Here is a 23,809-nt window from a genome sequence, read left to right on the forward strand (position 1 = left end):
CGCCCCCTTACGTTGCTCTTATAATTTGTACATCAGCAGGAATGATTGCTTCTCCCTCATACATCATTGTGCGACCATTTTGCCATTCAATACGTAATAATTTACGATTATCAGATTGGAATTCCCATACGTACTGTTCCTCTGAAGCAGAAAATGGTGTTTTCCCCATCACAACAACACGGCCATTATATTGCTCTTCCATATGGTACTCGATATCATCCATTTCAATTGTCGTCGGAATTTCCTCAATTGAATCTAAACGACCATCAATTGGTGTATATAATTTATAATACGTATTTTCACGATCTTCAATTTTTAAATAACGAATATCTTTCCCGTCTTGCAGCGTTAAAACAATTTCCTTGCGAGAATGCATACTCGTTTTCCCAGTTAACTCGTACATGACTAATGAAACTTCAATCATATCACCAGGAGCTAACGTTAAAAGACTCTTTTCCGGCTTCGGTGGCTCTGGGCTTTTCATAATATTTTTAATTCGTTTAAATAAACTCATGATTTACCCCTCCTTTTCTCTTTATAAACAAGCACCTAAAATAAGTGCACCAACGATATGTAATGAACCAGCTAACATTGCATGTGCAACGCTACCTTCTTTCGTTCCTTCTTCTAAGTCAAGACCTACCATTTTTCTTAAAATAAATTCAATAAACATTTCTACAACTAATAAAATAACGAAAGAAACTGCTGATGCAAGAAGCGCTTGCCATAAATCATTCGCCTTCGTAATCGATTGGGATAAAATATAACCTTGCGCAAATAATTTCATAACGAAACGAGTTGTTACAGCTGTATTCCCATTTTTTATTTCTTTTAAATCATTGTATTTTGTAAAAATCGAATCAACCCACATAATTGCAAATAAAAGTACTGCACTCGCTCCAGTCCATACAAGCATGGCTACTACATTCATCCACGTCATTACAAAACCTCCCCTAAGAAAGTAATAGAAAACCGACATGAATTCTCTTCAGACATGTCGGTTTCTTTGTCTATTCTATATTATTTCTCGTACTGCTTCATAATACGAGCTAATTCATCGTCAACAGCAGAATTTTTGTTTAAGCTTGCGAATTCATCATCTAATGACTTTTCTTTTTTGTAAATTTCACCGCTTGCTTCTGCTTCAGCCTCTAATTGAAGAGCTTTCTCTTCCATACGGCTTAAACCAGCTTTTGCTGAATTTGAATCGAATCCAGACATCGCCTGATTAATATTTTTTTGTGCTTTCGCTGCATTTACACGTGCTACAAGTGTTTCACGTTTATTTTTCAGCTCAGTTAATTGCTTGCGCATTTCTTCTAACTTCGCGCGAAGATTATCAGCAGCAGCTTTATTTTGCTCATAGCTTGCTTTATACTCATTCATCTTTTGTTCTGCGTTTTGTTTCTCTTCTAAAGCACGACGCGCAAGGTCTAAATTGCTAGCTTGAACAGCCATATGAGCTTGCTCTTCACGTTTTTTCACAAGCGCTTCTTGCTCTTCAAATAATAATTTAAACTTCTTCTCAAGTGCGATTTGAGCTGCTACACTTTTTTCAGCTTCTTGTACATCTGCTTGCATATCACGTAAATATTGATCCGTCATTTTAACTGGATCTTCCGCTTTTTCAATTAATGAATACACATTTGACATTGTTAAATCTCGTAATCGTTTAAATACAGACATCCAAATTCCTCCTATGATATACCTCATATTTCAAATTCACTACTTGGAAAACTTAAAAATCTCCCTTTACAGTAAAGAATATTCATTTTTACAACCTATGTGTTTATTATAACAAAACGAAGATGTCCTTACATGGTATTTCCAAAATATAGCCAATATAATATGACATTCCCACTACAACATTGTATTCCTTGTATATTCTTATTATGGTTCTTCTTGAAATCAACTTATTTTTACGCGATTTCACTACATTATAGAATGTGTAATGTTACTGTAAGCTAACTCGGTAGTTACAGCTCAATAGTTCTTATACAAAACTGTATTTACTATACAGCACATAAAAAGGAGCAATCATCATGAAAAAATTAGTAGGAATCGGGTTAGCGGCAACAATTTCACTTGGAGCGTTATCAGATTGTTCTTTATTAGGAGAAAAGGCACATGGTATTGTGGCTTACGGCAGTGACCAACAAATAAATTCCATAATTGATAAAAATAAATAAACAAAAAAGCTTTGCGAATTTCGCAAAGCTTTTTTCTACTTATGAGCAATTTGCTCCATATCCGGACTACAAGTTGTCGATTGACACGACTTATTTAAAGAACATGCTGCGCACTTTCCTTTTTTACTTCTCTTTACAAAATTCACTAGCGTATATGTTGCATAACCAAAAATGATAGCTCCAATTATAATATTGACCATCATCACAATACATCTCCTTCTAGAATCCGAGTAAGGATCCAACTTGGTATATAATGAACGTTAATACATAAGCAACAACTAATGGATAAGCGACAGAGAAAATTGTCCATTTCACCGATCCTGTTTCGCGTCTAATAACAGCTACTGTCGCTAAGCACGGAACATATAATAAAACAAAGAACATAAATGCGTACGCTGATAAAGCAGTATAATGTGCTCCCATTACATTTCCTAGCACATCTTCTTTAACCGCATAAATAATCGCCATCGTTGAAACAACAACTTCTTTTGCCAAAAATCCTGTTAAAAGGGATGCCCCAGCTTGCCACGTTCCAAAGCCGAGCGGTACGAATAGCGGCGCGATAAAACCACCAATCATCGCTAAGAAACTGTCTCCCATATCAACACCAAATCCTGATGGACCTGCATAGTTTAATAACCAAATGACAACAGAACCACCGAAGATGAATGTACCTGCTTTACGAACGAAACCTTTCCCTTTCTCCCATGTGCTTAGCCATAACGTTTTCGCTTGCGGCACGCGGTAAGGAGGTAATTCAATTACGAAAATAGATTTTTCCGCTTTCAAAATCGTAAGAGACATAATTTTTGTAACGAGTAGTGCAAGAACAATACCTGCAACATATAAAGAAAACACAACAGTCGCCTGACTATTAGGGAAGAATACTCCCGCAAATAATGCATATACAGGTAAACGTGCTGAACAAGACATAAACGGTGTTACAAGGATTGTAAGTAAACGTTCTTTTTCCTGTTCAATCGTTCTCGCTGCCATAATACCTGGCACGTTACATCCAAAACCAATAATCATTGGAATAAATGCTTTCCCGTTCAAGCCAAAGTACTCCATAATACGGTCCATAACAACTGCAATTCGCGCCATATACCCTGAGTCTTCTAATAATGAAATGAAAAAGAATAGTGCAAAGATTTGCGGCACGAATACTAATACTGCACCAACGCCGGCAATAATACCTTCTGTAACGAGTGCTTGAATAAAATCAGAAGCCCCAACAGTTGTGAGTCCAGCTGTTACCCAATCAGTAAGTTGTCCGCCCAAAAAACCATCAAGCATATCAGATAAAGGCGTACCAATCCACGTAAACGTAACCTGAAAAATAAAAAACATAACTGCTAAAAAGATTGGAAGTCCTAAAATCTTATGTGTAATTAACCTATCAATTTTTTCCGAAAAAGGAATTTTTCCTTCTTTCTCATGCTTCATAACATTTGTTTTTAACTTTTCAATATACGCTTCACGAGTTTTGTAAATGTGCTCCTCCAACGTACAATCAAGTTTTCCTTCTAAGCGAGATCGAACGGCTACAAGTTCCTTATAAATTGGTAGTGCTTTCATTTCTTTTTCTACTACTTCGTTATTGCTTAGGAATTGAAGGGCTAACCATCTTGGATGCTCATAATTCGCTGTCTCCAAAAGAGCAATTACCTCGCCGATCCCCTCATCCATTTGTACACCATATGAAACAATGAATGGCTTGTTCTCTTTTTGTTTCTCTTCATGAAGAGTAGTAAGTAATTCTTCACAGCCTTTTCCGGTTCTTGCGATGACTGGAACGACTGTTACACCTAATATTTCTGATAATCGTTTTACATCAATAACAATTCCTCTTTGCTTCGCCACATCAATCATATTTAAACCAATTGAAACTGGCTTACCAAATTCAAGTAATTGTAATGTTAAATGCATATTTCGCTCAAATTGCGAAGAATCCACTATATTTAACATATGATGAAATTCGTCTGTTAGTAGAAAGCTTGTAACGACACCTTCATCACGTGAAACTGGATTTAAATCATAAACGCCTGGTAAATCAATTAGCGTTCCTTGCTTATCTTTTAATTTACCAACCTTCTTTTCTACTGTTACACCGCTCCAGTTTCCTACGTATTCATAAGAACCGGTAAGCGCATTAAATAATGATGTTTTCCCTGTATTCGGATTCCCTAGCAAAGCTACCTTATTCACGCTAATTCCACCTTTATCATTTTCGCGTCACAATGACGAATACTAATTAATTGCCCACGACACTCCAATGTACAAGGACCTTTAAACATCGCTTTCTGTTTTATACGAAGCTCGCTTCCTTCCGCGAGACCGAAGGCAGCCAGTCTACGCTTTAATAACTGATCTAGCGACTGAATACTTTTTACTAACACTTTCTCACCAATTTTAATATCTACTAAACTCATAACCTTCCCCCTCAGAAGAGAATGATAATTATTTTCAAAAAAATTATATCATATTCTATTTCATTTGGACTATATCTTTTTGCTTCATATTTATTAACATTTCAATACAATTATATTTCACTTATTGTCATACAAGGTTTATTTGCCATTCTCATCCATTTCACTTACAATAAACAATAGCAAATAAAGAATCTCGTTATCACAGGGGGAGCCATGCTGCTGAGAGGGAACACTTCGTTCCGACCCTTCGAACCTGTTAGTTAATGCTAACGCAGGGATTGTGCAAACGTTCGAAATACATACCTCTTTTTTATTTACGTATTTCGTATCCTCCTATGATATCTATTCTTTTTTGTACAACTTGGATTTAGGGGGACACAACATGCGTAACACCAATTTACAAGCGATGATCGAATCTGCCATTCTTGCAGCCTTCGCCATGGTCATCGACATTTTACCATTATCAATTAAACTTCCAACAGGCGGTTCTATTTCATTTGCTATGATTCCTATTTTTATTATCGCATACCGCTGGGGCTTCAAAATGGCTTTCTTAGGAGGCTTAATTTGGGGATTATTACAAATTGTCGTAGGTGACGCTTACATTTTAACACCTATGCAAGCATTCATTGAATACTTCATTGCCTTTGCCTTTATCGGATTTGCCGGATTATTCTATCGTCCAATTCAAAAAGCTCTCGTAACATCTAATTTAGGTAGCCGTAAAGATAAACCTGCGTCAAAGCAAAACCAAAAAAGGAAAGCATTTGTTTACATTATCCTTGCAACATTTGTTGGTAGCTTTGCACGGTACTTCTGTCATTTTATCGCCGGTATTATTTTCTGGGGACAATATGCACCGAAAGGCCAATCAGCTGTACTATATTCATTAATCGTAAACGGTAGCACAATGATTGGGTCATTTATTTTATGTACCGTTTTACTTATATTTTTATTTACAACTTCACCACGCTTATTCAAAAGCACCGGTGCTTATCAACAGAATTCATAAAAGAAGAGCGCTTAATTAGCGCTCTTCTTTTCATATCGTAATATCAATTAAAAAAACAATAAATGCGCAAAAGAAAATAAACACCATTATACTTAGCAATTTGCTATGCACGGTTCATCGACTCCTTACATAACCTCATTTTCTAACCAGATTATATCGCTTAAAAATAAAGATTAAGTAAAGATAATATGAAAATAACTTAAAAAAGCGTAGCATGCGTTGCCTACGCTTTTTTCGGTAAATAAAAGTAAAATAACACACCATCTTCTGTATTCTTTACCCCATATTCAGCATCGTGCAGTTCTAGAATGTTCTTCGAAATGGCAAGTCCAAGCCCTGTTCCACCTTGTGAACGCTGGCGAGCTGCATCCACTCTATAAAAACGATCCCAAATTTTATCTAATTGCTCTTCTTCAATGTGTGTGCCTTTATTTTCAATACACACTTTTATATGATCCTCTTGCTCTATTGTAGAAATAATAATGTCCTCTTTATTTGGTGTATATCGTATTGCATTCGTAATGAAATTTACGATGACTTGTTCAATCCGACTTTGATTTGCAATCACTTCAAATGAACGTATATTTTTATGAACACGAAGTTCTTTTTTCTCTATCTCCACAGAAAGGTGTTCACATATATCTTCAATTACTGTATCAATATAAAATGAATCCTTTTTCATTTTATATGTACCAGATTCAAATTTAGCTAACTCAAGCATATCCAAAATTAACATATCCATTTTGTCTACTTCTCGTTCCATCGCTTGAAAATAGTACTCTTTTTTATGTTCAGCTACCCCATCTTTTAAAATAGAGATACAGCTTTTCATAATACTTAACGGTGTTTTTAATTCATGTGAAACACCAGAAATAAATTCTTTCCGCGTCTTTTCTAGCTTTCTTTCCTTTTCAATATCTTGTTCCAGCTGTCCAATATGCGAATGGAGTTTATTCGATAGCACATTAATATTTTTCGATAAATCCCCAATTTCATCTTTAGAAGTAATCGGTATTTTTTCTGTGAAATCTAGATGAGCTATTTTTTTCGTTGTATCATTTATTTTTAATAACGGTTTTGCAATTTGTTTTGAGTAATAGAACGAAGCTAGGAAGATGAGAACGACTACAAATGCAATGATGTAGATGTAATAATCTTGCACCATTTGTACAGCTTCATCGACTGGTTGCAAAGATGCCATCGCATATATATATGTCACTGATCCGTCTTTTTCTTTTATCGGTTTCATTAATAATTTATATTTTATATCATTTTTTTCATAGTCCATTGTCTGTGTTGAATATTGTATTTTATTACTCTCTTTTAGTAATAAATCCGTTTGAAATTCCTTTATACTATCCAAAAATAAAGTGTTTTTATAAATTGGATTTACGAGGCCTTTTACATCAGGAAACTGTACTTTCGTAACACGCCCTCCTATATAAATACCTGATTCTTGGGCAGCTTGTTCCTGAACGGTCGGCTTCTTTTCCTTAGTAACTTGTTCCTCAGCTGCTTTCTTTTTCTCCTCATTTAGTTTACTCATTTTCTCATTAAATGCTTTTTCTAACGGTTTATTAGATCCGCTTAAATTCTGCTTAGCTAACGAGAAAGAGAATGGAATAAAGCTATCTTCTTTTTTCACTCCAGAAAAATAAATTTCTTGTCCTAAAAACTGATCTACTGCTTTATTATCAATCTCCTCTATATTGATGAGGTTGTATAAGGGCATCTTGAATATTTGTTGTCCAAAGCTCTTCTGTTGCCTACGGTCTATCGTTACCTCAAAATAAAAATCCTCTGCATATTTTAAATTCCCATTCTGATCTAATGTCGTAATCCACGTATTATTTTCTCTTAAAAAATCTTGCTCCAAGTTCTGAATTTCTTCTGCATTTCCTGCATAATTCAAATAATTCTTCTCAAAGGAATTTAAATTCACTTTAATATCTTCTACTTTTCGATTCGCATAATATTGCTTGAAAAATATCGTTTGCCCAATAAATATCGTCGCTAAAATGAGCATGCATAGTGCTGTTGTAAGAGTAAATAATTTGAGTACAATGCCTTTCCTCATACATTCCCCTCAAATTTATAACCTGTCCGTACTACAGTTGTAATGTACTTTGCTTTCTCTCCTAATTTATTTCGCAAATTACGAATATGGCTATTAACCGTTCGATCATCACCAACAAATTCATATCCCCAAATTCTTGAAATGAGTTGCTCTCGTGTTAAAACAATCCCTTGGTTTTTCATGAAATACGCTAATATTTCAAATTCTGTATGTGTTAAATTAATGTCTGCCTTATCTACTGTAACGGTGCGTGACGGAAAATGGACGTGAATGCCGTGAATTGATAGCGTATCATCTTCATTCTCTAAAAGTTGCTTTGTTACTTTTCTACTTTCTAACAACCTTTTCGCTCTTGCTAATAAAATGGGCGGACTATACGGCTTCGTCACATAGTCATCTGCTCCAAGTTCAAAACCAAGGAGCGTATCATCCTCATCAACACGTGCCGTCAGCATAATAATCGGAACCCCGGACGTCTTACGAATTCTTCGGCAAACAGACCATCCATCTAGTTCCGGTAACATAATATCTAAAATAACTAAGTCAACCTCTTCTTCCTCAAATACAACTAAAGCTTCTTTCCCATCTCTCGCTTCAAACACTACATATTGTTCACTCAAAAAATAATCTTTTAATATTTCACGTAGAATCTCTTCATCTTCAACAATTAAAATGTTTTTTGACATAACTTATGTATCCTCCTCTCACTTTCAGAAACTACAGTCTTATTTTGCATGACTCGCAGTTAACTTCGCTTCGATAATATATCTATCTGGTGCATCCCCTATATAATCAAATGGATAGCAAGTTGTCAGTGTTAATATTGGTTCTTCTTTTTTTATAATAACAGTACGATCATCCGCATGGGTAATCCATATCTTTTGAATTTCATATGTGTAAGTTTTATTATCATACTCTAAAATAAGGGTATCCTTTTCTTTTAACTCTCCCAAATCTGTAAATACAGTATCTCGATGCCCACTCAGTACAGTATGTCCCCCTCCAGATGGCGTTGTCGTTACATCACTAACGAACATACCCACTCCTTTTTTCAAAGTGGCATCATTCGCTCCCCAATATATAGAAAACTTCTTCTTTATTTTCGGTATATTTAACATTGCCACCTTTTCTCCTTCTTTATGCCCGGTTTGAGAAGAAGGCACTTGTGAAGTTACTAGTTTTTCATTTGAAAGCTGATTATCTTGTATATTTTTAAGGCTCTTTATTTCTTCTTTCGTTAATTCTTGAGCGGAGCTTTTTCCTTTATACCATTCCACCGCGTAATAGGATCCCATAAATAGCCCTATAGCCATCAATATGATACCGATATAATTGCGTAACTTCATGTTTCATCCCTCCATGCAAAAAATGGTAGGAATAACCTACCATTTTTAATATATGAAATTATCCCATTCTTTATAGGCTAATATTTTATTTACGCTTTAACCTTACTACGACGATTCAATCCAAATAATGTACCTATTGCGACAAGACAGGCGCTTAATGCCATCATTGCTACATTATTTGATGCTGTGTTTGGTAATTTTTCACCTTGTACAACTGGCTTGGCTACTTCTTTTTTGACTGCATCATTTTTTTGTTGCACTTGTGCTGCTTCTTTTTTCGCTACTTCATTCTTTTGCTCGACTTTTATCGCTGCTTCTTTTTTAGCCATATCACTTTTTTCTTGTACTTGCGCCGCTTGCTTTTTCTCTGCATCACTCTTTTGCTGTGCCTTAATTGCTTCTTCCTTTTTAGCTACATCTGACTGCACTTGCGCTGCTTCTTCCTTTGTTAGTGTTCCAGTAGAAGCACTCGCTACTGAAGAATAACCTACTGTTAAAAGTGCCATTGCACAAATTGGTAATAGTTTCTTTTTCATTTTATTTCTCTCCTCTTATACGTTTTACATCACGTCGCATCGGATGTATCACTAGAATAAACAACAGATATAAATATAAGATGCAGATGAAATATATTTCATTTAAAGATTCCATTATAGAAAAAGAAAAAACATCGTAATCTATACGATGTTTTTTCGAGTGTGTCTCAATATTTACATGTTACTTTCGCGTGATTCAGAAGTAGAGCAGGCCGGAGCGATAACTAATTGTCTCGGCTCAGTTTTCTTGAAGTGATTTTTGACGTTACACTTACGACGTTGAACAACCCATGCCTTAATAGGGTTTGTTAAAATAACTTTTTGCTCTTCGTTAGGGGTCTCTTCTTCCAATCTACAACTTTCGCTCCATTTACACCATTTCATTGTAAATTTAGAAGAAGAATGATCATCTTCTCGATCAAACAAGTGCAAAAAATCCATTTCTCCAGCTAACACTACAGTGTTACTAGTCGCTAAAAAAGAAAAGGTTGTCCAACGTTTCTCCATGCCCTCCTACTCCTTCTTCACATATAGAGTGTCTAAAGCTTCATTTACCTAAAATATGCTTGCCTTTTACCTTACACTTATAGTTTATCCAAAACACTACTATGCAACTATCGATTTGTCTTACAGCTACCTTACACTTTTGTAAGAAACGAAAAAAACCTTCACTCTATATACGTGAAGGTTTCTCATTTCTTATCCATATGATCAGCTTCTTGCAACTGCGACATCATACCGTGGGAAATTGCGCCTAATACTAAAGTCATGCCAATTAATGAAATGCGAATTACAGGTACATCAATTATGTAAACCAACAAGCCAAGAACAATTGTTAAAAGTAATGCTTTTATAAACGTTACACTTGTGTACTCTTTCTTCTTCATCATAATCACCCTTTTGGAAGCGTTTTCTTAATGTGATTAGTATATCATATCATCAGATGATTTTGTCGTTGTTTTTGTAGAACAATACGATCTTCTTTGACTTTTTCTATTCTATCCTTTACAGTCGAAATGTTCACAAGTTTTACACTGTAGGAGGATTCCAATGAATATTGAAATAAAAGACACTTTAATTTCTGAAGAACAATTACAAGCAAAAGTAAAAGAACTAGCACTTCAAATCGAACGTGACTTTGAAGGAGAAGAAATCGTTGTAATTGCTGTATTAAAAGGATCTTTCGTATTTGCTGCTGATTTAATTCGTCACATTAAAAACGAGGTAACAATCGACTTTATCTCTGCATCTAGCTACGGAAATCAAACAGAAACAACTGGAAAAGTAAAACTCTTAAAAGATATCGATGTAAATATTACTGGAAAAAACGTAATTGTCGTAGAAGACATTATCGATTCTGGTTTAACACTTCATTTCTTAAAAGACCACTTCTTTATGCATAAACCAAAATCATTAAAGTTCTGTACACTACTTGATAAGCCAGAACGTCGTAAAGTTGATTTAACAGCTGAATATGTTGGCTTCCAGATCCCAGACGAATTTATCGTTGGCTATGGTATCGACTGTGCGGAAAAATATCGTAACTTACCATTTATCGCTTCAGTTGTAACGAACTAATATAATAAACTTCCATCAATTATTGATGGAAGTTTATTTTCTATCACGATTCGTAAAAAAACAAAGGGAGAGAATGAAAATGACAAAGACAAAATTTGAAAAAGTACTCCTCATCATAAATCCGAAAGCTGGACAAGGCGACTTACATACAAATTTAGCGAAAATCGTACCACCTCTTGCCGCAGCTTTTCCTGACTTACACATCCTTCATACGAAAAAGCAAGGTGATGCGACAAAATATTGTCAGGAGTTTGCTAGTAAAGTAGATTTGATCATCGTCTTCGGTGGTGACGGAACTGTATTTGAATGCACAAACGGCTTAGCACCTCTTGAAACTAGACCTACACTTGCAATCATTCCAGGCGGAACTTGCAACGACTTCTCTCGCACACTCGGCGTTCCGCAAAACATTGCTGAAGCAGCAAAACTTATCACAAAAGGACATATAAAACCAGTTGACGTTGCAAAAGCAAACGGACAATACTTCTTAAACTTTTGGGGCATCGGACTCGTCTCTGAAGTATCAAACAATATTGATGCCGAAGAGAAAGCAAAGCTTGGTAAAATTGGTTACTACTTAAGCACCATTCGAACTGTCAAAAACGCTGAAACATTCCCAGTCAAAATCACTTACGACGGACAAGTATATGAAGACGAAGCTGTCCTTGTTATGATTGGAAACGGTGAATATCTTGGTGGTATCCCTTCCTTTATCCCGAATGTAAAATGTGATGACGGAACACTTGATATTTTCGTAGTTAAATCAACAGGCATTCAGGCTTTTAAAGATTATATCGGAAAGAAACTATTTGAAGATACAAATGAAAATGACATCTTCCACGTAAAAGCGAAATCCATTCGTATCGAAACAAAAGAAGAAAAAGAAGTAGATACAGATGGAGAAAGCTCGCTTCATACACCTTGCCATATTGAATTGTTACAAGGGCACTTTACGATGATTTATAACCCTGCGGTTGTGTAATACAAAAAGACGAGCTAAAGTTTTAACATTTTAGCTCGTCTTTTTTATTAGAAAGGCATTTTGATCTACTCTTTAATTTTTAAGATGAGTTTTCGTAATCAAACTCCACCTCAGTAACACATAACAACTTTTATTGAAAAACCAGATATTATAACTGAACTTTCCGGTATTTCAATTTAATACATAGGCCTCACACTGATTCCTTTCCTCCTATTTATGCATAATATATCGAAATGTTACTTATAATGTATTATGTTTTGTGTTCATACCCAGTTTTCTCCTTCGGAGGTGTTACAAATTATGTTTGAATGTAAAAATGAACTAAGTCGTTCTAATATAGACAACTTAAAGAACAATCCAAATATCCCTATAATAGTAATAGCTTTTAATAATATTACTTATTTAAAAAATATGTTACAGCAATTAGAAGAAAGAAAGATAAATCCTGAAAATATATGGATTTGGGATAATAATTCAACTGCTCCTGCTCTACTTGAATTTTACGAACAAATATCAACTAAATATAATTTAATAAAAAATAATGAAAATTATGGACCGCAATTTTTTGCAAGCCCTCATTTCATTCATTTATTTCCAGATTTTTTCGCTGTAACTGACCCTGATTTATTTTTTAATGAAAAAATGCCCAATAACTTTTTAGAATATCTAAAACAGTTGACAATTGACCTTTCAGTTTTTAAAGCAGGTCTTGCTTTAGACATTTCACCTACCCCTGACTTCAACCAAGAGCTTGTATCCACTAGACAATACACAGTAAGAGAATGGGAAATGCAATTTTGGCTTTTTCCTTTTAGTCAGTATAGTAATCCTAAAGTTTATCGAGCTGATATCGATACAACTTTTGCTGTTTATAATAAAAAATTTATTGATAACGGTTTTTACAATGCAGTAAGAGTAGCCGATGATTTTACATGTAAACACTTACCTTGGTATAAGAACAATATCATTTCAGAAGAAGAAAGGAAAATGCTGAATACTCAATGGGGTAATTGGAATCAATAAATAAAATCACAGCCAACAATTTGATTTCGATACTAAATAATGAAGGAGATGTGATTCATGACTAACGGTATAATACCTATTTCAAAAAGAAAAATTAAGTTTGATGTAATAGCTAATCAACACACTTCTACAGTATGGAATCTAATAAATAATAACGGTTGGGAAGAATGTACTTTTAACATTATGGATAGATTTTTAAATGAGAATCATAGTTATCTCGATATCGGAGCTTGGATTGGGCCTACAGTTTTATATGGGGCCAACTTAGCCAAACATGTCTACGCTATCGAACCTGATCCTGTCGCTTTTGGAGAACTGCATAAAAATCTCACTTTAAATCCGCAAATTTCTTCAAAAGTAACTCCTATCAACGCTGCATTATCTGAAAAAACAGGAACTACTAATTTATATATAAGAAGCGCATACGGTGACTCCACTCCTAGTCTTATTCCAACTCTTTCAGATAATTCATGCACCGTAAATTGCATCACGATACAAGATACAATTCATACACATAATATTAAAGATTTGAATTTTATTAAAATAGACGTTGAAGGTAGTGAATATTCTTTAATTCCATCCATGAAGCAATTTTTAGAATTAGAGCAACCCACTTTATATCTATCTATACATCCCCCATTCCTCAAAGAAAACCTTCGTCGAAAATACGCTTCTGATGATGAATTAAGCCATCATTACAATAAAATAAATAGAAACTTAATAGAAAGCTTACAAATGTATAAATACCTTTATGACGCTCATGGAAATCTAGTAAACGAAGATACTTTACTAAATGAAGTTCATTTTAGGGAGTTTTTATTTACAAATGAACTCTGGTAAGTACAAATAGTAAATGAACTTATATCCTCACCAAGTTGTAATAACAAAATCATTCTAAGCGGCCTCAGCCCTATATTTCATAGAGCTGAGGCCGCTTAGTCGTTTTTCGAATCGATCATTATTATAAAATTGAATATACCCATCTTCCCAGAACCAGATGGTCCCATAATACCGACAAACTCTCCCTCTTTTACATTTATGTATTTGATAGAACAGATATAAAAGAAAACTTTTATGGAAGGCACCACCGATACGTCTATCGTTATATAACACCTAAGTAAATGAATCTGTAAATATATGCAATCTTTTTTATAAAGAGTAAGAATAAATGAATAGTAATAGATTTACATTTTATGAAAATGCATCCTTTACAACGTACTGTAATATGCATAGATATCTTTGGTCATAAACATGCTTTTAGTTTTATAGACATAATTGATGCGCGTTAATTATTTCTTCCTCTTAGTCGTACTTATATACAAAAGCAAAAAGCCATTTACCTCATACAAAATCAGGTAAATGGCTCTTTATTTTCTTACAGTTATCTCTTATTACTTCGCGCTCACAATCTTATAATAAGAACGAACTGTTAAGAAATAATATCCGATATAAATGATACCGTATACTCCAATACTAATTAGGAGCGGAATCATAATTTCAAATGGTAATAAGTTTGCTAAACCTTTTAGTGCAAATAAGCTGTGCAAAATTCCAATCACTAACGGGATTGCAAAGATAAAGCTTACTTGTTTTGCGATAGCTTTTTTCATTTCTTGTTTTGTTACTCCGACTTTACGAAGTACAACGTAGCGCTCACGATCTGCATTCGCTTCTGTTAATTGTTTAAAGTAAATGATAGAACCTGTTGCTAGTAAGAATACAAGTCCTAAGAACATTCCGATGAACATCATTAGTCCCGTTCCTTCAAGCCCCATATGGAAACCAGTGTAGAAGTCTCTAAATGGTGGCACCATTTCTGATTCACCAGCTGGCATCACTTTTGTTAATTTTTCTGTTAACACTTTACTGTTTTTCTCATCTTTTACATCAATATTTTTTACAATACGTGTGCCAAATGCTTGCTTCGCTTGTTCATATGTTTCATCTGAAACGACAACAACTAATTCACCTAAATTTGTAATCGCAACGTCGTTTGCACCTTGGATCTTTAATTGCTTCGTTTCGTTTCCAATTTGGAATACTGCTTTGTTTCCTTTATATTGCGGGCTAAACTCATGCCCCTCGATATACGAACTGTCATATATAAATGCTTCATCAGTAGCTACATTCACTGTTTCTGCATCGATTTTTTTAGCGAGTTTGTTAAATTCAGACTGAGACATAAACTGATATTTCTCTGAAATCGTGTAATTCAAATTAAGAATGAAATCAACTTTTTCTCCTTCAAACTTCCCTTTTACAGGAACCGTCTCAATCTCAAATTGGTCTTTTACAGGGTGATCCTGCTTCTCTTCCGCAAGAATCTCATTTACTTTCTGATCTAGTGCTGCATCTTTTTTCTCATAAGAATAACTGTACGGCGTGAATGCTTTTGATTGCGTAAATGTGTTGTAATACATCGTAACTGACGTACCAACCGCTGTTAATGTTACCGCACTTAAAATAGAAATTGTTGCAAGTGACTTGGCATTTCCTTTAATGCGATATAGTAACTGTGATGTTGTTACCATATTCATACCGTTATAAAACGACGATTTATTATTTCGTGCACGCTTTAATACGAATACTGTAAAGAACATAAATAGTAAGTACGTACCTAATACTGTCGCCAGTAAAATGTAAAGTGCGACTGCCATAAAGTCTGCATACTTAAGTGCCTTTACATACATTAACGCTAAGAAATAACCTGAACCGATTAAGAATACTGAAATTAATGCCATAACTACTGATCCTTTTGGCATTGCTTCCCCTTCGCGTTCTGCGCGGAAAAGTTCAATTAACTTAAAACGATAAATTAAACGATATCCTTGAAGTGATGTATATAAAATAATCACAAAGAAAATAATTGCTGTATCAATAATCGCAGCCATCGGTACTTCAAAATGAACATTTAAATTTAGTCCCATCATACTTACTAATAACTCAAGGAATACTTTTGAAAGGACACTACCGATCGCAATCCCGATAATTAAAGACATTAATCCCATTAACATATTTTCATAAAAAAGCATTTTACCAATTTGTCTTTTACGAATACCTAGTAAAGAATATAATCCAACTTCTTTTTTACGTTTACGTGTAAAGAATCCGTTCGAATATATAATGAACACTGCTACGAAAATGATAAGCATGACACTTGAAACTTGGAATGCTCCGCTAATTTTTTTAGAAGCTTCCGCTGCTTTTTCCATTTGTGAATTGTATTGCAGTGCTTTAAATGTAAAGTAAATTACGATACTAAAAATCATAGATGCAAAATATACAAAGTAGTCTTTAAAGTTCCGCTGTATGTTGCGGAGGGCAATGCTAGATAAGGTCATCAGCCATACCTCCAGAAATAGAAGACATTACGTCAACGACTTGTTGGAAGAATTGTTTACGTGTTAATTCACCGCGATGTAATTCTTTATATAACTCACCATCTTTAATGAAAATAACTCGTTTACAATAACTTGCCGCAAATGCATCATGTGTTACCATTAAAATTGTTGAGTTATCATATTCATTTAATGACTTCATACTTTCAAGTAAATCTGTTGCAGATTTAGAATCAAGCGCTCCAGTTGGCTCGTCCCCAAAAATCATACTTGGATTTGTAACGATTGCACGTGATGCCGCGCAGCGCTGCTTCTGTCCACCAGATACTTGATATGGGAATTGACTTAAAATGTGATCGATACCAAATTTCTTTGAGATTTCAAGAACACGGCGATCAATTTCATTTGCCTTTACTTTTGATAACGCAAGAGGTAACGCAATATTCTCTTTCACTGTTAACGTATCTAATAAGTTATAATCTTGGAAAATGAAACCTAAATGATCGCGGCGGAATAACGCTAGCTTATCATCATTCATCTTCACGATATCTTTTCCATCAATTAAAATCTCACCGTCCGTCGCATTATCAATTGTAGAAAGAACGTTTAATAGCGTCGTCTTACCAGAACCAGAAGGTCCCATAATGCCAACGAACTCTCCTTCTTTTACTTGTAAGTTAATACCTTTTAACGCTTCAAATTTATTTCCACCCGTGTCATATACTTTTTTAATATTTTTTGCTTCTAACACTGTTTTCATCTCGACATCCCTCATTTCTTCTATTCTCTATTTTTACTATATATACTCTCTACTCTTGCCACTATCGATGTTTCTTACACAAACATGACAGTTATGTAAGGCACATAAGTAAAGACATCAAAAATTTAACGTAATGAATCAAAGTACTTTGTTACTATAACATTGGGAGATGATGGCAACCATTGATTCTCCTTACAGGAACATTACATTTTTGTAAGGTGAAAAAACTACCTACAAAGTTGTGCATGAAATGTCGGATGGAGCTATTTCGTTCCTGCTATTCTATGTACAGAGGAGGTCATAGTATGGATTCACTTAAAAATATGAATGCAGCAATGCACTATATTGAAGACAACCTGACAGATGAAATTGATTTTAAAGAAGTTGCGAGGCTAGCTCTCTGCTCTGAATATCACTTTAAAAGGATGTTTTCATTTCTAGCTGGCATATCACTATCTGATTATATTCGCTGTAGACGTCTTACTCTCGCTGCCTTTGAACTAAAAAACAGCAATGTAAAAGTCATTGATGTCGCTATAAAATATGGTTACAATTCACCAGATTCATTCTCTCGTGCATTTCAAAACTTGCACGGCATAACACCTTCAGAGGCTCGAAACAGTAATCATTCTTTGAAGGCTTATTCCCCAATGACCTTCCAGCTATCCATTCAAGGAGGAAACGAAATGAATTATCGAATTGAAAAAAAAGAGCCATTTCGAATTATTGGTATACAAAAACGCGTCCCGATTGTTTTTAACGGTGTAAATGAAGAAATTGCTTCTATGTGGAAAAGTTTAAACCCAGAGTCCATTCAAACGTTAAAGTCACTTGCAAACATAGAACCAAATGGAATCATTAGTGCCTCTACTAACTTTTCTGAAGGAAGAATGGAGGAAAAAGGCGAACTCGATCATTATATTGGAGTAGCCACAACGAAGGATTGTCCAGAGCAGTTTAAACAACTTGAAGTTGCTGCTTCAACATGGGCTATATTCGAAGCTGTCGGTCCATTTCCTGATGCACTGCAAAATGTATGGGGACGTATTTATTCCGAATGGTTCCCTTCTTCAAACTATGAACTAGCGGAAGGGCCGGAGATATTGTGGAATGAAAGTAAAGAGGTATCTTCGCCGAATTTCAGAAGCGAGATATGGGTACCTGTTTTGAAGAAGTGATATAAAGGTCTAAACTGTTTCAAAATAAAGAAGCTGCTCTTCCTCTTTAAAGGAAAAGCAGCTTTTTATTTTATACTTCTTCTCGACTCGTTCTTATACAAGAAAATAGTAATAATCATAAGCACTATAACAACTAAAAGAGTAAATGCTCTGTAGTTCGAGATAGCAGCCGTACCGATTAATAAGGCAGGTATAACAGCCACAATTAAGCCACCAAACATACCAACAAACGATCCTACACTTTGTTTTACTACTTGAGTTTCTGATAACCAATCATAATAACCAAATCGATTATTAATAAAAATCCCCCATACTGCCGAAAATACTGAATATGTCATCGGTGTTATTACGATTAAAAGAGAACTCCAAACATCTAGTTTTAACCCTATTATTAGTAATACAGCACTAATAATTGATGCAGGTATAGTCAATGAAAGATTCATAAGAATTTTACTGTCATAAATCATCTTTGGCGCTATAGGCAATGACTTAATAATCCATACATTTTTTCCTTCTAAAGACAATGACACACATGTTGTACACGTCATTGAAATCGCTGCTGCAATAGCAAATGGAGCAATCTTTTGCAAAATCGACTCAATTCCAGGATACGCTATTAATTGACTTGGTCCTACTACAACTATAGCTAGCGCGAAAGCTATAGCCATCACGACTCCCATTCCACTATTTATGACATACACTGTAGAAGAGAAGAAACGTTTCAGCTCTTTTTTATACAATGCGACCAATACACTTTCTTTTCTCATACTATGAATCTCATAATTTGAAAGCATATGATAAGTGGAAATCCCTGTGTTTATTTGCTTATATTTTAACGAAAGTATTTTTACAAAAAGATAATACCAAATAACTGATATCCCAACGAATAGGATGAAAGCTACAATATCAGCATGAACAATTGCTTTTTGAAACATGCTAGCTAATGGATACACTTTCGTTAATTGCTCTGAAACAATTGCACCAATTCCATTCATATCATTAAGGCTATATTGAGCATTTCCGTTTTTTAGCATAAAGAAACCGAATGCAATAATTACTATAAAACTTAAAATCGTAGTTATTTTATTCGTATTTTTAAATTTAGAAGCAATTGCCGTAATCGCAGCTCCAAAGATCGCTGCAATTGTTGTTGGGATTAAAGATGCTATAAACATACTGATGAACCACATAAAGTAAAAAGAAACTGATGGATTCTCATGTATGCAATACACAACTCCCATTGGTAGCATGATTATGATTGAAAAGATCGTATTCAGCAAGTATAAATACAAAAATCTACTTGCAATAACAGTACTTACACGAATCGGTAATGACATTAAAAAGTCATAGTCCTTAAAAGCAAAAATTTCTCCATTTGCCTTAAATATAGTAAAAAACAACGTTAATACACTGCTAATAACTAGTGCATAAACTGGAATAATGTCGCTCATTCCTAGTTTCACCAATCCATATGCCGAGGTTCCGCAATATAACATTAACATGACACCAACTAGGGCAATAGATGCTGTCAGCAAAATCTTATTCTGCTTCTTTTTCTTATCTTTTTCGTATTTAAAAGTATTTAAACCAAGCTGCGTTATCAACCGGATTTTTAAAAGACCTAAACTATTAGTATTCATTAGCAAGCTCCTTCATAAAGAGCTCTTCCAATGAACCTTCCTTTATTAAAGAATTTACTTCCCCTGAGAGTGCTAATTTCCCTCTATTAATCATTGCTATTTTATTACATAATTTCTCCGCCACATCTAAAACGTGCGTAGAAAAGAAAATCGCACTTCCCTTTTCACAAAGCTCTTTCATAATACCTTTCAATACTACGGCTGCCTTTGGATCAAGACCAACGAAAGGTTCATCTAAAACTAATAATTTCGGTTTATGCAAAACCGCCGATATAATCGCTACTTTTTGTTTCATACCGTGTGAATAAGAAGAAATTAAGTCTCCCAAGTAAGGTGTAATCTCAAAAGCATCCCCATACTTCTGTATCTGTTCTTCCCGATTCTTTGCAGACACTTTAAATACATCCGCAACAAAGTTCAAATATTGAATGCCTGTTAATTGCTCATATAAATCTGGATTATCAGGAATATACGCCATTACTTTCTTACATGCAATCGGATCCTTTTTTACTGAATGACCATCAACGAAAATTTCCCCTTCTTCAAAATCTATAACTCCTACTAACGACTTAATTGTTGTACTTTTCCCCGCACCGTTATGCCCGATAAATCCAAAGATATCTCCTGCTTGAACAGTAATATTTAAATGATCTACTGCTTTCTTACCACCCTTGTATGTCTTGCTAAAATTTATAATTTCTAACATGTGATTTCCCCCAAATCGTCTTTTTAACTGAATTTTCAGATTAAAAATGAAAAGTTTACTCAGAGAGCCTTTGTTATCTCCACTGAGTATTAAAATAATCTCTTAACATATAAAAACTAGAACTATAAAATTTGATTAGTGTAATTCAATCGCTTATTACTCACAATTGCATTTCTTTTTTATATAAAACGTAAGAATATAAATTCGTTATGATAACAGCAACTACTATAATCCCGAGCATCATATAAGATCTCAAATCAGCTGGAGCGAAAACACTTATAATCATAATAAGTCCTAACACCACAAATACTTTTCCGCTAAATCGATGTGTCTTTCTCCATACTTCTTCATTACTCAATGTCCAAGGATTACGCATCCCAATGAAAAAGTTTGGTTTACATTGTGGTAAATAGTTTCCGATAACTATAAATAAAATACCAACTAATAATTCTGGCACCCGATTAATAAATAAGTTATATCCTAGTCCACTTGTAATAATATCTATATTCCCTACAAATAGTAGCAGGAGTATTCCGTTATTCATCATCATAAAAGCTTTAGAAAATTTCTCGTAATTTGCTTTCCTTGGATCAATCTTCGGTATTACATTTAGAAATATATATAACACAATCATAATTCCAACCATAGAAATCATTCCATATAATTTAGACGAATATCCATCTACCTTACCGCCGCTCCAATGCGTCGCAATTGTATCCGGCAAATGTGGCCAAGCAAACGCCCAAGCTAAACAAGTTATAACAATTAATATAATTGCAAAAAGATGCTTCCTCATTTCCCTTCTCCTCCCTTATTCGTAAACGTAAACACCCAAGTCAATAAATCTTGAAAGACAGTTGTGTTTAAAGAGTACACAACGAATTGTCCTTTCTTTTCATCTTGAATAAGTTCCGCATTTTTAAGTGCGTTTAAGTGGTGTGAAATACTTGGTTTTGTCATATTGAACTGTTCAGCAATTTCCCCTGCGGTTAGATCGCCTTCTTTTAATAAATCCAAAATTTTTCGTCTTGTTGGATCTGCTAATGCTTTGAATGCTTGATTCAATGTCTTTCTTCCTTTCGATAATTAGACATTTAGATATTTATCTAAATGTTAAACTGATTACCGGTATTTGTCAATTGTATCCAGCGCCCTTTTTACTTTTCACGCTTTTGACTTATACTGTTTACTAGCTTATCTTTCAACATAATGAAAAGACTTGAAACACATGATACACTATAGCTACAATTGTTTTTTTGAGGAGGAATATACATATGTATAAAATTTTAATCGTTGAAGACGATCCAAATATTTCATCATTACTGCAATCTCACATTCAAAAGTACGGCTATGAAGCTGTTGTTGCGGAGAATTTCGATGATATTATGGAATCGTTTAACGCTGTGAAACCACATCTTGTTTTACTTGATGTAAACTTACCGAAATTCGATGGTTTCTACTGGTGCCGTCAAATTCGTCATGAATCTACTTGTCCAATTATTTTCATTTCAGCACGTGCGGGTGAAATGGAACAAATTATGGCGATTGAAAGCGGTGCGGATGATTACATTACAAAACCGTTCCACTACGACGTTGTAATGGCGAAAATTAAAGGACAATTACGCCGTATTTATGGTGATTATGCACCAAACATTTCTGAACGTATCGTTGAAGTAGAAGGTTTAAAGTTATTCCCTGAGCGTCCAGAAATTCACTTTGGATCTGAGCAAGTTCTTTTAACGAAGAAAGAGGCAATTTTAGCAGAAATGTTATTATCTAAATTCCCACGTACAGCGAGCCGTGAAGATTTATTAGCTGCCCTTTGGGATGATGAAAGCTTCGTTGAAGAAAATACATTAAACGTAAATATTACGCGTCTTCGTAAGAAGTTCAATGAGCTTGGTATTGAGAACTCTATTGAAACAGTACGTGGACTTGGGTATCGTTTTAACGCAACTTGGAGTGAATAAGCATGAAGCTATTTTTACGTGATCATTTTGCATTTTTTCTACTATATGTATTAAACTTCGGAATTATTTTCGTTCTCTATGATGCAGTAGATGGATTTCAAAATAATAAGTTTTACTTCGTTGTTTTAAGCTTATACTTATTTATTTGCTTCCTCGCTTATCGTTACGTTCGCAATCGTAGAATGTACCATAGATTAAGTGAGCAGCCCGAAAAAATGGAAGACGCATTTATTGAAAGGGCGAGCGCTCCGATGCCTCACGGTGTAAATGAACTCGTACGTACGCAGTACCGTCTCTTCCAAAAAGAACTACAATCATACGAAGTAAAACAACAAGAACATCAATTGTTTATTAATCACTGGGTGCATCAAATGAAGACACCTGTTTCCGTCATGCAACTTATGGTGCTCGAAATGGAAGATGAACATTTAATCCCAAAGTTTAAACAGGAATTAGATCGTCTGAACCAAGGGCTTGATATGGCTTTATACATGGCAAGATTAAATAATTTCCATGAAGACTTCCATGTCGAGACGATTTCATTAAAAGATACTGTGACAAAAAATATTAACGGCCTAAAAGAACTATTCATCCGTAATGGCGTCTTCCCTGTTTTAGAAGTACATTCTGATTTAAAGGTTGCTTCTGATGCAAAATGGCTAAAATTTATCATCTATCAGTTAATGACAAATGCTGTTCGTTACTCAGGTGAGCGCGGAAAGAAAGTGTTCTTATCTGCTTATCGAAACGGAAAAGATATTATTTTAGAAGTTCGTGATGAAGGCGTAGGTATTCCGCAAGAAGATATTCGAAGAGTATTTGAACCATTTTATACTGGGAAAAATGGTCGTACATTCGGAGAATCTACTGGGATGGGACTTTATATTGTAAGTAAAATTTGTGATTATTTAGGTCACTCTGTCAAACTAGATTCTGAAGTTGGGAAAGGAACGACGATTAAAATCATCTTCCATAATGCCGCAAACAATCAGTTAGAGAAGGTGATAGAGGAATGAAATTAGTTACTCCTGAAATGTATGAG

Annotated in this window: 27 protein-coding genes, 3 pseudogenes and 1 riboswitch; of the genes and pseudogenes, 10 read left to right on the forward strand and 20 right to left on the reverse strand. The window is 34.7% G+C overall.

Annotated elements, in window-relative coordinates; all coding sequences use genetic code 11:
- Positions 1-7: 7 nt before the first annotated feature.
- From COI75_RS19145 to COI75_RS19155, 3 genes are all read right to left on the reverse strand, one after another.
- Complete coding sequence (locus tag COI75_RS19145; RefSeq protein ID WP_000051754.1) at positions 8-514, reverse strand: DUF4178 domain-containing protein; 507 nt, start codon at positions 512-514, stop codon at positions 8-10.
- A gap of 21 nt (positions 515-535) precedes the next feature.
- Positions 536-940 (reverse strand): DUF350 domain-containing protein, encoded by a 405-nt coding sequence (locus COI75_RS19150; protein WP_000220089.1) that lies wholly within the window; start codon positions 938-940, stop codon positions 536-538.
- An 80-nt stretch (positions 941-1,020) separates the two neighbouring features.
- A complete protein-coding gene (locus COI75_RS19155) occupies positions 1,021-1,686 on the reverse strand; it encodes a PspA/IM30 family protein (RefSeq protein ID WP_000110294.1) in 666 nt (221 codons plus the stop codon).
- Between the two features lie 356 nt (positions 1,687-2,042).
- Here COI75_RS19155 and COI75_RS26985 point away from each other — a divergent pair.
- Positions 2,043-2,186: pseudogene (locus COI75_RS26985) on the forward strand (lipoprotein BA_5634 family protein); the annotation flags it as partial.
- 38 nt (positions 2,187-2,224) lie between these two features.
- Here COI75_RS26985 and COI75_RS19160 read toward each other — a convergent pair.
- Genes COI75_RS19160 through COI75_RS19170 form a run of 3 tightly spaced genes read right to left on the reverse strand, consistent with a single transcriptional unit; the run spans position 2,225 to position 4,621 of the window.
- Positions 2,225-2,392 carry a FeoB-associated Cys-rich membrane protein gene (locus COI75_RS19160; protein WP_000989605.1) on the reverse strand — a complete coding sequence of 56 codons (168 nt, stop codon included), beginning with the start codon at positions 2,390-2,392 and terminating at the stop codon, positions 2,225-2,227.
- Positions 2,393-2,408: 16 nt separating this feature from the next.
- Positions 2,409-4,397: a ferrous iron transport protein B gene (feoB, locus tag COI75_RS19165; protein ID WP_001044835.1), complete on the reverse strand. Its 1,989-nt coding sequence runs from the start codon at positions 4,395-4,397 to the stop codon at positions 2,409-2,411.
- Positions 4,394-4,621, reverse strand: a complete 228-nt coding sequence (locus COI75_RS19170) for a FeoA family protein (RefSeq protein ID WP_000060510.1) — start codon at positions 4,619-4,621, stop codon at positions 4,394-4,396. The genes feoB and COI75_RS19170 overlap by 4 nt, the downstream gene beginning before the upstream one ends.
- Before the next feature lie 194 nt (positions 4,622-4,815).
- Positions 4,816-4,917: riboswitch (TPP riboswitch) on the forward strand.
- Between the two features lie 86 nt (positions 4,918-5,003).
- On the opposite strand from COI75_RS19170, the gene thiT reads away from it, so the two are divergent.
- Positions 5,004-5,633 (forward strand): energy-coupled thiamine transporter ThiT, encoded by a 630-nt coding sequence (gene thiT / locus COI75_RS19175; RefSeq protein WP_001246591.1) that lies wholly within the window; start codon positions 5,004-5,006, stop codon positions 5,631-5,633.
- A 223-nt stretch (positions 5,634-5,856) separates the two neighbouring features.
- Here thiT and COI75_RS19180 read toward each other — a convergent pair whose 3' ends face one another.
- The 6 genes from COI75_RS19180 to COI75_RS19205 form a co-directional block, all read right to left on the reverse strand.
- A complete protein-coding gene (locus COI75_RS19180) occupies positions 5,857-7,710 on the reverse strand; it encodes a sensor histidine kinase (RefSeq protein ID WP_001225343.1) in 1,854 nt (617 codons plus the stop codon).
- Complete coding sequence (locus tag COI75_RS19185) at positions 7,707-8,396, reverse strand: response regulator transcription factor (protein WP_000041868.1); 690 nt, start codon at positions 8,394-8,396, stop codon at positions 7,707-7,709. The genes COI75_RS19180 and COI75_RS19185 overlap by 4 nt, the downstream gene beginning before the upstream one ends.
- A 39-nt stretch (positions 8,397-8,435) precedes the next feature.
- The gene (locus COI75_RS19190) at positions 8,436-9,056 is read right to left on the reverse strand and encodes a class D sortase (protein ID WP_000776835.1); all 621 of its coding nucleotides are present in this window, start codon (positions 9,054-9,056) and stop codon (positions 8,436-8,438) included.
- 89 nt (positions 9,057-9,145) lie between these two features.
- Positions 9,146-9,592, reverse strand: a complete 447-nt coding sequence (locus tag COI75_RS19195; protein WP_000728032.1) for an LPXTG cell wall anchor domain-containing protein — start codon at positions 9,590-9,592, stop codon at positions 9,146-9,148.
- A gap of 174 nt (positions 9,593-9,766) precedes the next feature.
- The gene (locus tag COI75_RS19200; RefSeq protein WP_000415621.1) at positions 9,767-10,099 is read right to left on the reverse strand and encodes a hypothetical protein; all 333 of its coding nucleotides are present in this window, start codon (positions 10,097-10,099) and stop codon (positions 9,767-9,769) included.
- A gap of 185 nt (positions 10,100-10,284) precedes the next feature.
- A complete protein-coding gene (locus tag COI75_RS19205; protein WP_002095206.1) occupies positions 10,285-10,482 on the reverse strand; it encodes a hypothetical protein in 198 nt (65 codons plus the stop codon).
- Between the two features lie 160 nt (positions 10,483-10,642).
- Here COI75_RS19205 and hpt point away from each other — a divergent pair, with 160 nt between their 5' ends.
- The 4 genes from hpt (at position 10,643) to COI75_RS19225 (ending at position 14,015) form a co-directional block, all read left to right on the forward strand.
- Positions 10,643-11,170 carry a hypoxanthine phosphoribosyltransferase gene (gene hpt / locus COI75_RS19210; protein ID WP_001019297.1) on the forward strand — a complete coding sequence of 176 codons (528 nt, stop codon included), beginning with the start codon at positions 10,643-10,645 and terminating at the stop codon, positions 11,168-11,170.
- Positions 11,171-11,249: 79 nt separating this feature from the next.
- Entirely contained in the window at positions 11,250-12,152 is a 903-nt protein-coding gene (locus tag COI75_RS19215; protein ID WP_000167876.1) for a diacylglycerol/lipid kinase family protein, read from the forward strand.
- Positions 12,153-12,452: 300 nt separating this feature from the next.
- Positions 12,453-13,175: a glycosyltransferase gene (locus COI75_RS19220; protein WP_000461063.1), complete on the forward strand. Its 723-nt coding sequence runs from the start codon at positions 12,453-12,455 to the stop codon at positions 13,173-13,175.
- A gap of 57 nt (positions 13,176-13,232) precedes the next feature.
- A complete protein-coding gene (locus tag COI75_RS19225; protein ID WP_000181234.1) occupies positions 13,233-14,015 on the forward strand; it encodes an FkbM family methyltransferase in 783 nt (260 codons plus the stop codon).
- A gap of 54 nt (positions 14,016-14,069) precedes the next feature.
- Here COI75_RS19225 and COI75_RS27695 read toward each other — a convergent pair whose 3' ends face one another.
- Both COI75_RS27695 and COI75_RS27390 read right to left on the reverse strand, forming a co-directional pair.
- The gene (locus COI75_RS27695) at positions 14,070-14,150 is read right to left on the reverse strand and encodes an IS3 family transposase (protein ID WP_368665681.1); all 81 of its coding nucleotides are present in this window, start codon (positions 14,148-14,150) and stop codon (positions 14,070-14,072) included.
- A pseudogene (locus tag COI75_RS27390) lies at positions 14,123-14,218 on the reverse strand (bacitracin ABC transporter ATP-binding protein); the annotation flags it as partial. The pseudogene COI75_RS27390 and the gene COI75_RS27695, both read right to left, overlap by 28 nt.
- A 162-nt stretch (positions 14,219-14,380) precedes the next feature.
- Between COI75_RS27390 and COI75_RS27395 the strand changes: the two are divergent.
- Positions 14,381-14,464: pseudogene (locus COI75_RS27395) on the forward strand (YolD-like family protein); the annotation flags it as partial.
- Between the two features lie 102 nt (positions 14,465-14,566).
- Here COI75_RS27395 and COI75_RS19230 read toward each other — a convergent pair.
- Both COI75_RS19230 and COI75_RS19235 read right to left on the reverse strand, forming a co-directional pair.
- The gene (locus COI75_RS19230; RefSeq protein ID WP_000176141.1) at positions 14,567-16,516 is read right to left on the reverse strand and encodes an ABC transporter permease; all 1,950 of its coding nucleotides are present in this window, start codon (positions 16,514-16,516) and stop codon (positions 14,567-14,569) included.
- Complete coding sequence (locus COI75_RS19235; RefSeq protein ID WP_000859663.1) at positions 16,503-17,273, reverse strand: ABC transporter ATP-binding protein; 771 nt, start codon at positions 17,271-17,273, stop codon at positions 16,503-16,505. The genes COI75_RS19230 and COI75_RS19235 overlap by 14 nt, the downstream gene beginning before the upstream one ends.
- A 305-nt stretch (positions 17,274-17,578) precedes the next feature.
- Here COI75_RS19235 and COI75_RS19240 point away from each other — a divergent pair, with 305 nt between their 5' ends.
- Positions 17,579-18,451 carry an AraC family transcriptional regulator gene (locus COI75_RS19240; protein ID WP_000377673.1) on the forward strand — a complete coding sequence of 291 codons (873 nt, stop codon included), beginning with the start codon at positions 17,579-17,581 and terminating at the stop codon, positions 18,449-18,451.
- Positions 18,452-18,516: 65 nt separating this feature from the next.
- Here COI75_RS19240 and COI75_RS19245 read toward each other — a convergent pair whose 3' ends face one another.
- From COI75_RS19245 to COI75_RS19260, 4 genes are all read right to left on the reverse strand, one after another.
- On the reverse strand, positions 18,517-20,091 hold the full coding sequence (locus COI75_RS19245; RefSeq protein ID WP_001095686.1) for a hypothetical protein: 1,575 nt from the start codon (positions 20,089-20,091) through the stop codon (positions 18,517-18,519).
- The gene (locus COI75_RS19250) at positions 20,081-20,797 is read right to left on the reverse strand and encodes an ABC transporter ATP-binding protein (RefSeq protein ID WP_000889761.1); all 717 of its coding nucleotides are present in this window, start codon (positions 20,795-20,797) and stop codon (positions 20,081-20,083) included. Before COI75_RS19250 ends, COI75_RS19245 begins: the two co-directional genes overlap by 11 nt.
- A 160-nt stretch (positions 20,798-20,957) precedes the next feature.
- Entirely contained in the window at positions 20,958-21,593 is a 636-nt protein-coding gene (locus COI75_RS19255) for an SdpI family protein (protein ID WP_001225531.1), read from the reverse strand.
- Positions 21,590-21,862, reverse strand: a complete 273-nt coding sequence (locus COI75_RS19260; RefSeq protein ID WP_001070537.1) for an autorepressor SdpR family transcription factor — start codon at positions 21,860-21,862, stop codon at positions 21,590-21,592. The genes COI75_RS19255 and COI75_RS19260 overlap by 4 nt, the downstream gene beginning before the upstream one ends.
- Positions 21,863-22,071: 209 nt before the next feature.
- Between COI75_RS19260 and COI75_RS19265 the strand changes: the two genes are divergently transcribed.
- Together COI75_RS19265 and COI75_RS19270 are read left to right on the forward strand one after the other, a co-directional pair.
- Positions 22,072-22,767: a response regulator transcription factor gene (locus COI75_RS19265; protein WP_000276738.1), complete on the forward strand. Its 696-nt coding sequence runs from the start codon at positions 22,072-22,074 to the stop codon at positions 22,765-22,767.
- Between the two features lie 2 nt (positions 22,768-22,769).
- A complete protein-coding gene (locus COI75_RS19270; RefSeq protein WP_000765336.1) occupies positions 22,770-23,783 on the forward strand; it encodes a sensor histidine kinase in 1,014 nt (337 codons plus the stop codon).
- Positions 23,784-23,809 lie beyond the last annotated feature (26 nt).

The organism is Bacillus cereus (genome assembly GCF_002564555.1).
Lineage (GTDB): Bacteria > Bacillota > Bacilli > Bacillales > Bacillaceae_G > Bacillus_A > Bacillus_A cereus_K.